Origin of the sequence: Citrobacter sp. Cpo126 (assembly GCF_030332445.1) — a bacterium.
Lineage (GTDB): Bacteria > Pseudomonadota > Gammaproteobacteria > Enterobacterales > Enterobacteriaceae > Citrobacter > Citrobacter portucalensis.
The window spans coordinates 1-15,096 of sequence record NZ_JAOWHT010000030.1 but is presented as its reverse complement, the minus strand read 5'-3'; the positions used below and the strand labels follow the sequence as shown (position 1 = coordinate 15,096).

Below are 15,096 nucleotides of genomic sequence, written 5' to 3'. Positions count from 1 at the left end.
GCAAACGCAGCCAACGCATCTGCAGCCTGAAGGATGCAGGGTGTAGGCAATTACATCATGCCGCCCATTCCACCCATGCCACCCATACCGGCAGCACCTAAGTCAGGCGCATCGCCTTTCGGCAGGTCGGTAACCATGCACTCGGTGGTGATCATCAGACCCGCAACAGAAGCCGCGTACTGCAGAGCAGAACGAGTTACTTTGGTTGGATCCAGGATACCCATGTCGATCATGTTGCCGTATTCTTCAGTTGCAGCGTTGTAACCGTAGTTACCGTCACCCGCTTTCACGGTGTTAGCCACTACAGACGGCTCTTCGCCGCAGTTCAGTACGATTTGACGCAGTGGGGATTCCATTGCGCGCAGCGCAACTTTGATACCTACGTTCTGGTCTTCGTTCTGACCTTTCAGGCCGGCAATTTTAGACGCTACGCGAATCAGCGCAACACCACCACCAGCAACCACGCCTTCTTCTACAGCAGCACGGGTAGCGTGCAGGGCATCTTCAACGCGGGCTTTCTTCTCTTTCATTTCAACTTCAGTCGCAGCACCAACTTTGATAACCGCAACGCCGCCTGCCAGTTTCGCTACGCGCTCCTGCAGTTTTTCACGGTCATAGTCGGAAGTTGCTTCTTCGATCTGCTGACGAATCTGAGTCACGCGACCCTGGATTGCAGCTTCGTCGCCCACGCCATCGATGATGGTGGTGGTGTCTTTGTTGATAACAACGCGTTTCGCCTGACCCAGATCTTCCAGAGTTGCTTTTTCCAGCTCCATACCGATCTCTTCAGAGATAACGGTACCACCGGTCAGGGTAGCGATATCTTGCAGCATTGCTTTACGACGATCGCCGAAGCCAGGTGCTTTAACTGCAGCGACTTTCACGATACCGCGCATGGTGTTAACAACCAGAGTTGCCAGCGCTTCGCCTTCAACATCTTCAGCGATGATCAGCAGCGGTTTGCCTGCTTTCGCTACAGCTTCCAGAACCGGCAGCATTTCGCGGATGTTGGAGATTTTCTTGTCAGCCAGCAGGATGAACGGGCTTTCCAGTTCTACTGCGCCAGTTTCCGGCTTGTTGATGAAGTAAGGAGACAGGTAGCCACGGTCGAACTGCATACCTTCAACCACGTCCAGTTCGTCCTGCAGACCGGTACCGTCCTCAACGGTGATCACGCCTTCTTTACCGACTTTGTCCATCGCTTCAGCGATCAGTTTACCTACGGTTTCGTCGGAGTTAGCGGAAATGGTACCAACCTGAGCAATAGCTTTAGAGTCGGAGCACGGTACGGACAGAGCTTTCAGTTCTTCAACAGCAGCAGCGACAGCTTTGTCGATACCACGTTTCAGATCCATCGGGTTCATGCCCGCAGCAACGGCTTTCAGACCTTCAGTGATGATGGACTGAGCCAGTACGGTTGCGGTGGTGGTACCGTCACCTGCAGCGTCGTTCGCTTTAGAGGCAACTTCTTTCACCATCTGCGCACCCATGTTTTCGAACTTGTCTTCCAGTTCGATTTCACGTGCTACGGAAACACCATCTTTAGTGATGGTCGGTGCACCGAAAGATTTATCCAGAACTACGTTACGGCCTTTTGGACCGAGGGTAACTTTCACTGCATCTGCCAGTACGTTTACGCCGCGCAGCATTTTCACACGAGCGTCGTTACCGAATTTTACGTCTTTAGCTGCCATTTTCTCTTTCCCTTAAATTCGTATGTTCAGTGTCGTTCGCGGATTAGGCTTCAACAATCGCCAGGATGTCGCTTTCAGACATGATCAACACTTCTTCATTGTCGATCTTCTCAGATTTAACTCCGTAGCCATCGTTGAAAATAACGATATCGCCGACTTTCACGTCCAGCGGCTGTACGGTACCGTTGTCCAGGATGCGACCCTTACCGACAGCGATGATTTCGCCACGAGTTGATTTACCTGCTGCAGAACCAGTCAGTACGATGCCGCCAGCAGATTTGGATTCAACTTCTTTACGTTTGACGATCACACGATCATGTAACGGACGAATACTCATTGATAGCTCTCCTTTGAGAAAGTCTTTATCAGTTATGGGTGACGCCGGCCCGTAAACGGTTTCCCGGCTAGTGACCAGAGAGATGGGGATGGGGTTTTGTGCCTTCAAGGGGGCAAGCGAAAAAAATTTTTTATCAGCAGAAAATCCCGTCAAAACGCCGACGCACCTCACATTTCATAACGATTTCAGTCACGTCGTCATAAGCAAATCTGATTGTGATACCATCAAAAATCTGCGCTGTAGCCCGGTCAATGGGCATAACCGGATAACAACTTATGAGCGGACTGAAACAAGAGCTGGGACTGGCTCAGGGCGTTGGCCTGTTGTCGACATCATTGTTAGGTACAGGCGTTTTTGCCGTCCCCGCGCTGGCCGCACTGGTTGCGGGCAACAACAGCCTGTGGGCATGGCCGGTGCTGATTGTTTTGGTCTTTCCTGTGGCAATTGTCTTCGCCGTACTGGGTCGTCATTTTCCCAGCGCAGGCGGTGTGGCGCATTTTGTCGGCATGGCCTTTGGTTCACGCCTGGAGCGCGTCACCGGATGGCTATTTTTGTCGGTCATTCCCGTCGGCTTGCCTGCGGCATTGCATATCGCCGCCGGATTCGGTCAGGCGATGTTTGGCTGGCATGACGAGCAGCTTTTGCTGGCTGAGCTCGGTACGCTGGCATTGGTTTGGTACATCGGCTCCCGCGGCGCAAGCTCCAGCGCGAATCTACAAACGGTCATTGCAGGACTGATTGTTGCCCTGATTGTTGCTATCTGGTGGGCGGGCGATCTGACACCTGGCGAAATCCCCTTCCCTGCGATTACCGATATTGAGCTTCCCGGCCTGTTCGCCGCGTTGTCGGTCATGTTCTGGTGCTTTGTCGGCCTTGAAGCGTTTGCTCACCTGGCGTCTGAATTCAAAAATCCGGAGCGAGACTTCCCACGCGCACTGATGATCGGCCTGCTGCTGGCAGGGTCTGTTTATTGGGCATGCACCGTTGTCGTTCTCCATTTTGGTGCCTACGGCGAGCAAATGGCGGCCGCAGCGTCGCTGCCAGAGATCGTCGTGCAACTGTTTGGCGTACAAGCTCTGTGGGTCGCCTGCATCATTGGTTATCTGGCCTGTTTTGCCAGCCTCAACATTTATATACAAAGCTTCGCCCGGCTGGTCTGGTCGCAAGCGCAGTATAAGCCGGAGAGTTATCTGGCTCGTCTGTCCCCCCGACACCTTCCGCGCAATGCGCTAAACGCCGTATTGGGCTGTTGCGTAATCAGTACTCTGTGCATCTATATGCTGCAAATCAATCTCGATGCGTTAATCGTCTACGCCAACGGCATCTTTATTATGATTTATCTGCTGTGCATGCTGGCAGGTTGTCGATTACTGAAAGGGCATTATCGCGTACTGGCGGTCATTGGCGGTCTGCTGTGCCTACTGCTACTGGCGATGGTCGGCTGGAAGAGTCTGTACGCGTTGATTATGCTGGCAGGACTGTGGCTGTTTTTACCCCGCAGGCCGGATAAGGCAACGTTGACGCCATCATCCGGCCTATAAACACTTTTGCCGGATGACGCTAACGCTTATCCGGCCTACATACTGATGCTTAATCCCGACGATCGTCTTTATGTTCGATGCTGTCGCGCTTGTCATCCTTGCGCTGAAATTCACCATCAAAAGTCTCACCGCCACCCGTTCCGGCGCTAAAACCACCGCCAGGCATACGCGAAAAACGCAAATGTGGCAGCAGTTTCATCGTCAGATGTTTTTGCACCGGGGGTAATAAAAGAAGAAGACCGAGGAAATCGGTGAAAAATCCGGGCAGCACCAACAGCAGACCGGCAATAATCAGCGATACGCTTTTGATCATTTCTGCAGCCGGACTTTCACCTGCCGCCATTTTCTGTTGCATCAGTAAAAAGTTCTTAAATCCCTGATTACGAACCAGAGACATACCGATAACCGATGTAAAAATAACCAAAATCAGCGTCATCAGGACGCCCATCACATGGGCAACCTGAATAAAAATAGATATCTCTATGTAAACATAGAGAAAAATGGCAAGTAATGGTATCCAGCGCAAAGGGATCTCCTGTTAATAACAGCCGTTTTGTTCAACTTCTGTTCGAAAAATTATGTTAATCGCATCGATTTGATATTGTGGTGGTTAGCAAAATTTCAAGTGGCTTGTACACTAATATTTGGGGTTAATCACAAAGGGGTGATCCATTTCACAGAATAATAAATAAGGGGTAAATTCCACGCTTTAAGTGATCCAGATTACGGTAGAAATCCTGAACCAGCATATGATCTCGGGTATCAGACCGATGCAGGGGATAATCGTCGGTCGAGAAACAATCGAAATCACATATATCCTGTGTGTTTAGTCAAATCATTGGCAGCTTGAAAAAGAAGGTTCACATGTTAAACAACATTCGTATCGAAGAAGACTTGTTGGGTACCAGGGAAGTTCCAGCGGACGCCTACTACGGTGTCCACACTCTGAGAGCGATTGAAAACTTCTACATTAGCAACAACAAAATCAGCGATATTCCTGAATTTGTTCGCGGTATGGTAATGGTTAAAAAGGCAGCGGCTATGGCCAACAAAGAGCTGCAAACCATTCCTAAGAGTGTGGCAAATGCCATCATCGCGGCGTGTGATGAAGTCCTGAATAACGGAAAATGCATGGATCAGTTCCCGGTAGACGTTTACCAGGGTGGTGCGGGTACCTCCGTCAACATGAACACCAACGAAGTTCTGGCCAATATCGGTCTGGAACTGATGGGTCACCAGAAAGGTGAATATCAGTACCTGAACCCGAACGACCACGTTAACAAATGTCAGTCTACCAACGACGCATACCCAACTGGCTTCCGTATCGCTGTATACGCATCCATCATCAAACTGGTTGATGCACTGAACCAGCTGCGCGAAGGCTTCGAGAAAAAAGCTGTTGAATTCCAGGACATCCTGAAAATGGGTCGTACCCAGCTGCAGGATGCTGTACCGATGACCCTCGGTCAGGAATTCCATGCTTTTAGCGTACTGTTGAAAGAAGAAGTGAAAAACATTAGCCGTACCGCTGAGCTGCTGCTGGAAGTTAACCTCGGCGCGACAGCAATCGGTACTGGTCTGAACACGCCGAAAGAGTACTCTCCGATGGCAGTACAGAAACTGGCTGAAGTCACCGGCTTCGCCTGTGTTCCTGCAGAAGACCTGATTGAAGCAACTTCTGACTGTGGCGCATACGTTATGGTGCACGGCGCACTGAAACGTCTGGCTGTGAAGATGTCCAAAATCTGTAACGACCTGCGTTTGCTCTCCTCTGGTCCGCGTGCGGGCCTGAATGAAATCAACCTGCCAGAACTGCAGGCTGGTTCTTCTATCATGCCAGCTAAAGTGAACCCGGTTGTTCCGGAAGTCGTAAACCAGGTGTGCTTCAAAGTCATCGGTAACGACATCACTGTAACCATGGCATCTGAAGCTGGTCAGCTGCAGCTGAACGTAATGGAGCCGGTCATTGGTCAGGCAATGTTTGAATCCATTCACATTCTGAGCAATGCTTGCTACAACCTGCTGGAAAAATGCGTTAGTGGTATCACTGCTAACAAAGAAGTCTGTGAAGCGTTTGTATTCAACTCCATCGGCATCGTTACTTACCTCAACCCGTTCATTGGTCACCACAACGGCGACATCGTCGGTAAAATTTGTGCCGAAACCGGTAAGAGCGTACGTGAAGTTGTCCTGGAGCGCGGTCTGTTGACCGAGTCTGAACTGGACGATATCTTCTCTGCACAGAACCTGATGCACCCTGCTTATAAAGCAAAACGTTATACTGATGAAAGCGAACAGTAATCGTGTAGGGTAGTACCGGAGAAGGCACGTCATGATGACGTGCCTTTTTTCTTACTCGAAGTTACTTAAAAACAACAATTTAATATCAACTTGTTAAACAACAAGGAAGGCTAATATGATAGTTTTAGAACTTATCATCGTTTTGCTGGCAATCTTTTTAGGTGCCAGACTTGGGGGTATCGGTATTGGATTTGCAGGTGGGCTGGGTGTTCTGGTTCTCGCCGCTATCGGCGTAAAACCCGGTAATATCCCGTTCGATGTTATTTCCATCATCATGGCGGTTATCGCTGCCATTTCAGCTATGCAGATTGCAGGTGGTCTGGACTATCTGGTTCATCAAACTGAAAAACTGCTGCGTAAAAACCCGAAATACATCACGATCCTTGCACCTATCGTGACCTATTTCCTGACTATCTTCGCAGGTACCGGCAACATCTCTCTGGCAACGCTGCCAGTTATCGCTGAAGTTGCGAAAGAACAAGGGATCAAACCTTGCCGTCCGCTCTCTACTGCAGTGGTTTCTGCACAGATTGCGATTACGGCTTCTCCAATCTCCGCAGCCGTGGTTTACATGTCTTCCGTAATGGAAGGTCATGGCATCAGCTACATTCACCTGCTGTCCGTGGTCATTCCGTCCACCCTGCTGGCTGTTCTGGTCATGTCCTTCCTGGTAACTGCGCTGTTCAACTCCAAACTGTCTGACGATCCGATTTATCGTAAGCGTCTGGAAGAAGGCCTGGTTGAACTGCGTGGTGAAAGACAAGTTGAAATCAAAGCGGGCGCAAAAACTTCTGTTTGGTTGTTCCTGCTGGGCGTGGTTTGTGTCGTCGTATATGCGATCGTCAACAGCCCAAGCCTCGGTCTGGTCGCTAAACCGCTGATGAACACCACCAACGCAATCCTGATCATCATGCTGAGCATCGCGACGCTGACCACGATCATCTGCCGCGTTGAAACTGACTCCATCCTGAACTCCAGCACTTTCAAAGCCGGTATGAGCGCCTGTATTTGTATCCTGGGTGTTGCATGGCTGGGTGATACCTTCGTATCTCACAACATTGACTGGATCAAAGATACTGCAGGTAGCGTAATTCAGGGTCATCCGTGGCTGCTGGCTGTCATCTTCTTCTTTGCTTCTGCACTGCTGTACTCTCAGGCTGCAACCGCTAAAGCACTGATGCCGATGGCTCTGGCTCTGAACGTTTCCCCACTGACTGCTGTTGCGTCTTTCGCCGCGGTTTCTGGCCTGTTCATTCTGCCAACCTACCCAACTCTGGTTGCGGCAGTTCAGATGGATGACACCGGTACAACTCGCATCGGTAAATTCGTCTTTAACCATCCGTTCTTCATCCCGGGTACTCTGGGTGTGGTTCTGGCTGTCTGCTTCGGCTTCTTGCTGGGCAGCTTCATGCTGTAAGTTTTTCCTGCAGGGTGCCTGGGCGCCCTGCAGTTCCTCCTCCCCACCCCGCTTTAACTAACATCCTTCCCTCGTCCGTTGTATAGTGACCACTCTTTTGCTGGTTACTCTGTTCTTTCGAGGTGTTTATGCTTGATGTAAAGAGTCAGGATATTTCCATCCCCGATACCGTTGTGGTGCTCTGTACCGCCCCGGATGAAGCAACCGCCCAGGATCTCGCCGCCAAAGTGCTGGCGGAAAAGCTGGCTGCTTGCGTGACCCTGCTACCCGGTGCGACCTCCCTCTACTATTGGGAAGGCAAACTGGAACAGGAATATGAAGTCCAGATGATTTTAAAAACCACCGTCACACACCAGCAAGCCCTTCTCGATTGCCTGAAGTCACATCATCCGTATCAAACGCCTGAACTTCTGGTTTTACCCGTCACTCACGGAGACTTTGATTACCGCTCATGGCTCAACGCATCCTTACGCTGATCCTGCTGCTGTGCAGCACATCTACCTTTGCCGGATTATTTGACGCGCCTGGCCGCTCGCAGTTTGTTCCTGCCGATCGGGCGTTTGTTTTTGATTTTCAGCAAAACCAACACGATCTGAACCTCACATGGCAGGTTAAAGATGGCTACTATCTGTATCGCAAACAGATAAGCATTACGCCATCTCAGGCCGATATTGCTGAGGTAAAACTGCCGCCAGGCGTCTGGCATGAAGATGAGTTTTACGGCAAAAGTGAGATTTACCGTAAACAGCTGACTGTCCCGATCACGGTCAATCAGGCTAAGTCTGGCGCAACATTAACGGTCACATATCAGGGCTGCGCCGACGCTGGATTTTGCTATCCGCCAGAAACAAAAACGGTGCCATTAAGTGAAGTGTCTGCTGGTTCCGCGGCCGCCTCTGCGCCAGCCTCAACCACTGCAGATCCGCAAGACAAACCGCAGCCCACGACCCAACTCCCCTTCTCCGCACTGTGGGCATTGCTGATCGGAATTGGTATCGCGTTTACGCCTTGCGTACTGCCGATGTATCCGTTGATTTCCGGTATCGTACTGGGTGGCAAGCAGCGCTTATCAACCGGACGGGCACTGTTGCTGACGTTTATCTACGTTCAAGGGATGGCGCTCACCTATACCGCGCTGGGTTTGGTTGTTGCAGCCGCCGGTTTGCAGTTCCAGGCTGCGCTTCAGCATCCCTACGTCCTGATTGGTCTTGCCGTCATCTTTACGCTGCTGGCTCTGTCGATGTTTGGCTTGTTCACGCTGCAATTGCCTTCATCACTGCAAACGCGTCTCACGCTAATGAGTAACCGCCAGCAAGGCGGATCTCCCGGCAGCGTCTTTGCGATGGGGGCGATTGCTGGCCTCATCTGTTCTCCTTGCACAACGGCCCCGCTAAGCGCGATTTTGCTGTATATCGCTCAGAGCGGGAACATGTGGCTGGGAGGCGGCACACTGTATCTGTATGCGTTGGGGATGGGCTTACCCCTGATGCTGATTACCGTATTTGGCAACCGCCTGCTGCCTAAAAGTGGCCCATGGATGGAACATGTCAAAACCGCTTTTGGCTTTGTCATTCTGGCGCTTCCCGTCTTCTTACTCGAACGTATCGTTGGCGACGAGTGGGGCGTTCGCTTATGGTCACTGCTAGGCGTCGCGTTCTTTGGCTGGGCGTTCATCACCAGCCTGCAGGCAAAGCACGCCTGGATGCGCATCGTGCAGATTGTCCTGTTAGCCGCAGCGCTTGTCAGTGTACGTCCATTGCAGGACTGGGCGTTCGGCGCGCCACATGCTCAAACCCAGGCACATCTTAACTTCACGCCGGTGGCATCGGTAGATGCATTAAATCAAGCACTGGCGCAAGCTAAAGGCAGGCCAGTCATGCTGGATCTGTATGCCGACTGGTGTGTAGCCTGTAAGGAATTTGAAAAGTACACGTTCAGTAATCCGCAGGTTCAGCAAGCGCTAGGCAACACGGTGCTATTGCAGGCGGATGTGACAGCAAACAATGCCCAGGATGTCGCTCTCCTGAAACATCTACAGGTTTTAGGTTTGCCGACTATCTTGTTCTTTGATGCCGAGGGGAAAGAGCACCCGGAAGCTCGGGTTACGGGCTTTATGGATGCCGCGACCTTCAGCGCACATTTGCGCGATCGCCAACCGTGAGCGACACTTGCAACAGGAAATACGGAGGAGAATACCGTGCAACGTGAAGATGTCCTGGGAGAAGCCCTGAAATTACTTGAGGTGCAAGGGATAGCCAATACCACGCTGGAAATGGTGGCCGAACGCATCGATTATCCTCTGGATGAACTGCAGCGCTTTTGGCCCGATAAAGAGGCCATTCTGTACGATGCGCTGCGTTACCTCAGCCAGCGGGTGGATATCTGGCGGCGTCAGCTTTTACTGGATGACACGCTGAGCGCTGAGCAGAAATTACTGGCGCGCTACACTGCGCTGTCCGAATGCGTGAGCAATAATCGCTATCCCGGCTGTTTGTTCATCGCCGCCTGTACGTTTTACCCCGATCCCGGGCATCCGATCCATCAGTTAGCCGATCAGCAAAAAAAGGCGGCACATGACTTCACCCATGAGCTGCTGACGACTCTGGAAGTTGACGACCCGGCAATGGTCGCCAAACAGATGGAACTGGTGCTGGAAGGCTGCCTGAGCCGCATGCTGGTTAATCGTAGCCATGCTGATGTCGAAACGGCACACCGCCTGGCTGAAGATATCCTGCGCTTTGCCCAGTGCCGAATGGGCGGTGCGCTGACCTAAGCGAGCATTATCTGTTTTCGTCGTCTCTGCCGGATAGATTTGTGCAAACTTCAGGCATAACCATGCAGATTGCCGCAATATTAAGCGGTTGAACAATGTTTCCAGAAATTTGATTGACTGACAGACGTGAATACGGTTTAATGCGCCCCGTTGCCCGGATAGCTCAGTCGGTAGAGCAGGGGATTGAAAATCCCCGTGTCCTTGGTTCGATTCCGAGTCCGGGCACCACTATTTAGAAGAACCCGCCTATGGCGGGTTCTTTGCTTTCAGGGCTCCGCGAGATTTCTTATCGTTCTGACCACAGCAACTCCTACCCCACCTCATCACGACACTTAAACCTTTCACTGGAACCACGATGGTACTGCAAAAAATATAGCGGTATCAGGCACACCTCTTTGTCTGGCGTGCTTATCCATAGGCCAGATTTGAGTAATTTATCTGAACAACCTTGGGCACAATACTGTTGCGGGAGCGCCAGGTCGCGCCGCACTTCATTGATAATCTTGCTGAGGGTCGCACCGCTCTCTTCCAGATGACGTCCCAGGGTATGCACATTCATCCCCAGGGGCTGGAGTTGGTGCGCCGCCTCGACATCTGAAGCAAACGCCAGGGAGTAAAGGCCAACCTTCATCTACAATTGCCGTCATACCGAGAAAATAATGAGTCAACGAGGAATCTGGATGGTGAAAACAAGAGTCATACAGTCAGCGCAGGGAGCCCATGCCTATCCGTTGCTGATCAAGAGCTTGCTGCTGTCGGGTGGGCTTTCTCATCCCGAGCGAGAAATCGTCTACGCCGACAAGCTGCGTTACGACTATCGCACCCTCAAACAGCGCATCCATCGCCTGGCAAACATGCTGACAGCGGCCGGTGTCATGCCTGGAGACACCGTCGCCCTGCTAGATTGGGACAGCCATCGCGCCCTCGAGTGCTTCTTCGCGGTGCCTATGATTGGTGCCGTGCTACACACGGTGAACGTCCGCTTCTCGGCGGACCAAATCGCTTACACCATGAATCATGCCGAGGACAACCTGGTACTGGTGCACGACGACTTCTTGCCGGTTGTCGAGTCACTGGCAGAGACACTGACCACTGTCCGGGGATACATCCAGCTTAGCGACGAAGAATCGAAGGCAACCAGCCTGCCGGTGCTGGGGGAATATGAGACCCTGCTGGCCGCAGCGGGAAATCGCTTTGACTTCCCCGACTTCGATGAAAACTCGGTAGCGACCTTGTTCTACACCACTGGAACCACGGGCAATCCCAAGGGGGTCTACTTCAGCCATCGTCAGCTGGTCCTGCACACGCTCAATGAGCTGGGCCTCCTGGCAGCCCACGAGGGACAGTCGCTGCTACGATCGAACGATGTCTACATGCCGATCACTCCTATGTTTCACGTGCACGCCTGGGGCGCTCCCTATGTCGCAACAATGCTGGGTGTGAAGCAGGTCTACCCCGGTCGTTACGAACCCAACAAGCTGGTGCGGTTCTATCACGATGAGGGTGTAACCTTCTCGCACTGTGTGCCAACTATCTTGCAGATGATCCTCGAGTGCGACGAAGCCACACGGACCGATCTGTCTGGATGGAAGATGTTGCTGGGTGGCAGTTCACTGTCCCTTGGACTGGCGACACAGGCCCACCATAAGGGCATACGCATTCACGCTGGCTATGGTATGTCTGAAACCTGTCCCCTGCTCTGTATGACCCACTTAAGCGATGCCGAGCTGGCCCTTCCCATGGATGAGCAGTTACCCTTGCGGATTCGAACCGGCCTGCCTGTTCCGTTGGTGGATCTGCGTATCGTTGATGGCGAAGGTCGGGAGGTAGTGCACGACGGCGAAGCCCTGGGTGAAATAGTGGTGCGAGCCCCTTGGCTGACTCAGGGCTACCTGAAGGAACCCGAGAAAGGAGCTGAGCTATGGAATGGCAGTTGGCTGCATACCGGCGACATTGCCTCTATCGATCCCCATGGGATAGTGGAAATAAAGGATCGCATCAAAGACGTAATCAAGACGGGCGGTGAGTGGATAAGCACGCTGGAGCTGGAGAGCCTCATCAGCTCACACGCGGCGGTCAGGTCGGTAGCCGTCGTCGGGATACCTGATGAACAGTGGGGCGAACGCCCCCTGGCTCTGGTGGTTTGCAAGGAAGGAGAAGACCTGGAGCCGCAGGCCATAGCGGCACATCTGCAAGGATTCGTCGACCACGGCCACATCACTAAATGGGCGATCCCACGACAGATAAGGATAGTCCCAGAAATTCCCAAAACCAGCGTCGGCAAGATCAACAAGCGCTTGATCCGCGAGCTCGAAGCCAGCAATGGGAAGGAAAGCATTTAAGCGATCTGTCGCATTCATAGCGTAAGGTTAACAACAGTCACACTGCTTATATTTCAGGTAGCATGTCGGTATCAATGCTCTGCCGGGGATCTCACCGTCCCCGCGCGGATGCTGATCGCCCTTTAGCAAATGGGTGTCTGGGCATGTTCATCGCCACAGGCACCTTCCATCCAGCCTGATCATTTACCTAAATCTGCTTTATTCAACAACGCCAGATTCATCCTCACTCATGCTTTCTTTGCTTTGAATGAACCGGAGCGCCAAATAAAGGTCTGGTGCCAGAATCATGTCGTCATCTTTCATTGTCGGTCGACTCTCCTTAAACCAGCGTGTTAACTCCGTTTTCCGGCCCGCAAGAATTAACTTAATCTTCCGCCCCTTCAGGTCCCGTTTTAACTCATTAATGGTTGCCAGGACGCTGATATCTGAATAGGTAAAGCAAGAAACGGCGTCAATGACCACCCATTTAGGTTGTAGCGCAGCACCATCGACTAAATTCAAAACGCGGCGCTTAAAATAAGCCACATTAAAATAGGTCAGCGGTGAGTTAAATCGGTACATCAACACGCCAGGGATCATTTTCACATCGGTTGTATTACCTAATGAGTGAATCATCCCATTTTCGTCAATTCCCAATAAGTGTTCAGTAGGACGGAAAACTGTGCGCAGGAACTGCAACAGACCCAACAATACCGCAAGGCCAATCCCCTGAATAACACCAATAATCAGAACACAGCCAAAGGTGAAGAACGCCAGGCGAAATGCGGGTTTATTTCTTCGCCTCAGGTTCCAGAGTCCGCGTAAATCAATTAATGACCACGATGCATAAATTAGAACAATGCCTAATGCAGATACCGGAATAAATTGTAATGGCTGCGTGAAAAATACCACGACGATTCCGATGATTAAGGCAGCAACAACGGAAACAAGCTGGCTTTTCCCTCCAGAGGAATCATTTACCGCAGTCCGGGAATCGGCTCCGCTAATCGCAAACCCCTGAGATAAGCCAGACATTAGATTCGCGACCCCCAAAGCCCTGAACTCAGCATCAGCATTTATTTCGTATCCGTTTTTTGCGGCAAAACTGCGAGCGGTTAGCATCAGGCTAACAAAACTGACTAACGCCAGGTTCAGCGCAGGGATCAATAAATCACGCGCCAGACCAGGCTGAAACGATCCCCAGTGAACGACGGGCAAACCAGACTGAAAGCCCGATCCCCCAATAGTGGCAATCCCATACTGCTGCGCAGATGTAATCCATACCAGCGCCGTTGTTATCACAATAGCAATCAACGGTGCTGGCCATTGGCTACGAAACGTTTTGATAGCTATTAAAATCGCTAACGTTAGGATGGAGATACCTAAGGTTAATAAATGAATTTCTGAGAGTCGGCCAGGCAGGGCAATGATCTTCTCAATCACTTGCTCTTCATCAAGCGTAATCCCCAACACCTTACCGAGTTGCCCGACAATAATCGTCACGGCAACCCCGTTAAGCAGACCCGTTAGAATGGGATGCGAAAGCAAGTCAGCAAGCGCACCCAGGCGAAATTTACTGGCAAGCAGGCACCATCCCCCCATCATCACAGTCATGACAATTGTCAACTGCCAGTGAAGTTCTGGGTTTCCGGCAGAAAGAGGAACCACAACGGCCGCAATCACCGCGCAGGTCGTGGCATCAGGACCAACAATCAATTGGCGGGAAGAACCAAACAGCGCATAAGCTAGCATTGGCAAAACGCAGGAATATAACCCGACGATAGCCCCGACTCCCGCCAACTCAGCGTAAGCAATCGCAACCGGTAGTGCTACGGCAGCAACGGATAACCCGGCTTTAACATCATGTTTTAGCCAGCTTTTATCGTACGCTAATAAATTTTTTAGCCCTGGCATGTAGTTTAATACCATTTTTCCGAACACTTTATTCTCCGGATAGACCCTTACTTATAGATAAAGGTACACGTAACTGTCGCAGGCGATCCTGATATTTTCGGGAGGTAATACAGAAAATTCAGATTGGGGGTTTACTGCATATACCGCAGGATGGCTTGTGTTATGGAGGCTCAGGATATAGCTTTGCACCCGATGGTGCGGTGTTGTGATGTGCCTGATGCGCTGCGCTTATCAGGCCTACAAAATACGTTCAGCCCGGCCCCTGCAGGCCGGATAAGGCGGTACGCCGCATCCGGCGGTTTTCATCCCGCACAGACGCAAAAAAGCCCATCCGGCAGGATGGGCTTCTTCACTAAATTTGATGCCTGGCAGTTTATGGCGGGCGTCCGGGCCGTTGCTGCGCAACGTTCAAATCCGCTCCCGGCGGATTTGTCCTCCTCAGGAGAGCGCTCACCGACAGACAACAGATAAAACAAAAGGCCCAGTCTTTCGACTGAGCCTTTCGCTTTTATTTGATGCCTGGCAGTTCCCTACTCTCGCATGGGGAGACCCCACACTACCATCGGCGCTACGGCGTTTCACTTCTGAGTTCGGCATGGGGTCAGGTGGGACCACCGCGCTACAGCCGCCAGGCAAATTCTGTTTATCAACACACCTCCCGGGCATGTCGATGTAATCTGTAATCAAGCTGAATTTCGATGTCTCTTCGCCAAAACACCTTCGGCGTTGTAAGGTTAAGCCTCACGGTTCATTAGTATCGGTTAGCTCAATGTATCGCTACACTTACACACCCGACCT

The 15,096-nt window shown here is 51.6% G+C and carries 12 protein-coding genes, 1 tRNA gene and 1 rRNA gene; 8 read left to right on the top strand and 6 right to left on the bottom strand.

Annotated elements, in window-relative coordinates; genetic code table 11:
* Nucleotides 1–50: 50 nt before the first annotated feature.
* Both groL and OGY17_RS07980 read right to left on the bottom strand, forming a co-directional pair.
* Nucleotides 51–1,694 (bottom strand): chaperonin GroEL, encoded by a 1,644-nt coding sequence (groL, locus tag OGY17_RS07985; RefSeq protein ID WP_003830576.1) that lies wholly within the window; start codon nt 1,692–1,694, stop codon nt 51–53.
* Between the two features lie 43 nt (nt 1,695–1,737).
* Nucleotides 1,738–2,031, bottom strand: coding sequence for a co-chaperone GroES (locus OGY17_RS07980; protein ID WP_000027827.1), 294 nt, complete (start codon nt 2,029–2,031; stop codon nt 1,738–1,740).
* A gap of 275 nt (nt 2,032–2,306) precedes the next feature.
* On the opposite strand from OGY17_RS07980, the gene yjeH reads away from it, so the two are divergent.
* Entirely contained in the window at nt 2,307–3,572 is a 1,266-nt protein-coding gene (gene yjeH / locus OGY17_RS07975) for an L-methionine/branched-chain amino acid transporter (RefSeq protein ID WP_008785985.1), read from the top strand.
* Nucleotides 3,573–3,621: 49 nt separating this feature from the next.
* On the opposite strand, the gene OGY17_RS07970 is transcribed toward yjeH, so the two are convergent.
* A complete protein-coding gene (locus OGY17_RS07970; protein WP_003025457.1) occupies nt 3,622–4,098 on the bottom strand; it encodes an FxsA family protein in 477 nt (158 codons plus the stop codon).
* 338 nt (nt 4,099–4,436) lie between these two features.
* On the opposite strand from OGY17_RS07970, the gene aspA reads away from it, so the two are divergent.
* The 6 genes from aspA (at nt 4,437) to OGY17_RS07940 (ending at nt 10,291) form a co-directional block, all read left to right on the top strand.
* A complete protein-coding gene (gene aspA, locus OGY17_RS07965; RefSeq protein WP_286606849.1) occupies nt 4,437–5,873 on the top strand; it encodes an aspartate ammonia-lyase in 1,437 nt (478 codons plus the stop codon).
* Between the two features lie 115 nt (nt 5,874–5,988).
* Nucleotides 5,989–7,290: an anaerobic C4-dicarboxylate transporter DcuA gene (gene dcuA, locus OGY17_RS07960; RefSeq protein WP_003830670.1), complete on the top strand. Its 1,302-nt coding sequence runs from the start codon at nt 5,989–5,991 to the stop codon at nt 7,288–7,290.
* 128 nt (nt 7,291–7,418) lie between these two features.
* Nucleotides 7,419–7,766, top strand: coding sequence for a divalent cation tolerance protein CutA (cutA, locus tag OGY17_RS07955; RefSeq protein WP_003025447.1), 348 nt, complete (start codon nt 7,419–7,421; stop codon nt 7,764–7,766).
* Nucleotides 7,742–9,451: a protein-disulfide reductase DsbD gene (locus OGY17_RS07950; RefSeq protein ID WP_286606846.1), complete on the top strand. Its 1,710-nt coding sequence runs from the start codon at nt 7,742–7,744 to the stop codon at nt 9,449–9,451. Before cutA ends, OGY17_RS07950 begins: the two co-directional genes overlap by 25 nt.
* A gap of 36 nt (nt 9,452–9,487) precedes the next feature.
* Nucleotides 9,488–10,063, top strand: coding sequence for a transcriptional regulator (locus OGY17_RS07945; protein WP_008785982.1), 576 nt, complete (start codon nt 9,488–9,490; stop codon nt 10,061–10,063).
* Between the two features lie 152 nt (nt 10,064–10,215).
* Nucleotides 10,216–10,291, top strand: a tRNA-Phe gene (locus OGY17_RS07940).
* Nucleotides 10,292–10,373: 82 nt separating this feature from the next.
* On the opposite strand, the gene OGY17_RS07935 is transcribed toward OGY17_RS07940, so the two are convergent.
* Entirely contained in the window at nt 10,374–10,694 is a 321-nt protein-coding gene (locus tag OGY17_RS07935; RefSeq protein ID WP_286606844.1) for a helix-turn-helix domain-containing protein, read from the bottom strand.
* Nucleotides 10,695–10,743: 49 nt separating this feature from the next.
* Here OGY17_RS07935 and OGY17_RS07930 point away from each other — a divergent pair, with 49 nt between their 5' ends.
* On the top strand, nt 10,744–12,405 hold the full coding sequence (locus tag OGY17_RS07930) for a fatty acid--CoA ligase (protein WP_286606841.1): 1,662 nt from the start codon (nt 10,744–10,746) through the stop codon (nt 12,403–12,405).
* A gap of 198 nt (nt 12,406–12,603) precedes the next feature.
* On the opposite strand, the gene OGY17_RS07925 is transcribed toward OGY17_RS07930, so the two are convergent.
* Nucleotides 12,604–14,325, bottom strand: a complete 1,722-nt coding sequence (locus tag OGY17_RS07925; RefSeq protein WP_286606839.1) for a SulP family inorganic anion transporter — start codon at nt 14,323–14,325, stop codon at nt 12,604–12,606.
* A gap of 490 nt (nt 14,326–14,815) precedes the next feature.
* Nucleotides 14,816–14,931: ribosomal RNA gene (rrf, locus tag OGY17_RS07920) — 5S ribosomal RNA — on the bottom strand.
* Between the last annotated feature and the right edge of the window lie 165 nt (nt 14,932–15,096).

What these genes read in the sequence shown, in the direction of transcription:
- dcuA (WP_003830670.1), top strand. Translation starts at nt 5,989, where the DNA reads ATGATAGTTTTAGAACTTATCATCGTTTTGCTGGCAATCTTTTTAGGT.
- OGY17_RS07980 (WP_000027827.1), bottom strand. Translation starts at nt 2,031, where the DNA reads ATGAGTATTCGTCCGTTACATGATCGTGTGATCGTCAAACGTAAAGAA.
- OGY17_RS07935 (WP_286606844.1), bottom strand. Translation starts at nt 10,694, where the DNA reads ATGAAGGTTGGCCTTTACTCCCTGGCGTTTGCTTCAGATGTCGAGGCG.
- groL (WP_003830576.1), bottom strand. Translation starts at nt 1,694, where the DNA reads ATGGCAGCTAAAGACGTAAAATTCGGTAACGACGCTCGTGTGAAAATG.
- aspA (WP_286606849.1), top strand. Translation starts at nt 4,437, where the DNA reads ATGTTAAACAACATTCGTATCGAAGAAGACTTGTTGGGTACCAGGGAA.
- yjeH (WP_008785985.1), top strand. Translation starts at nt 2,307, where the DNA reads ATGAGCGGACTGAAACAAGAGCTGGGACTGGCTCAGGGCGTTGGCCTG.
- cutA (WP_003025447.1), top strand. Translation starts at nt 7,419, where the DNA reads ATGCTTGATGTAAAGAGTCAGGATATTTCCATCCCCGATACCGTTGTG.
- OGY17_RS07930 (WP_286606841.1), top strand. Translation starts at nt 10,744, where the DNA reads ATGGTGAAAACAAGAGTCATACAGTCAGCGCAGGGAGCCCATGCCTAT.
- OGY17_RS07950 (WP_286606846.1), top strand. Translation starts at nt 7,742, where the DNA reads ATGGCTCAACGCATCCTTACGCTGATCCTGCTGCTGTGCAGCACATCT.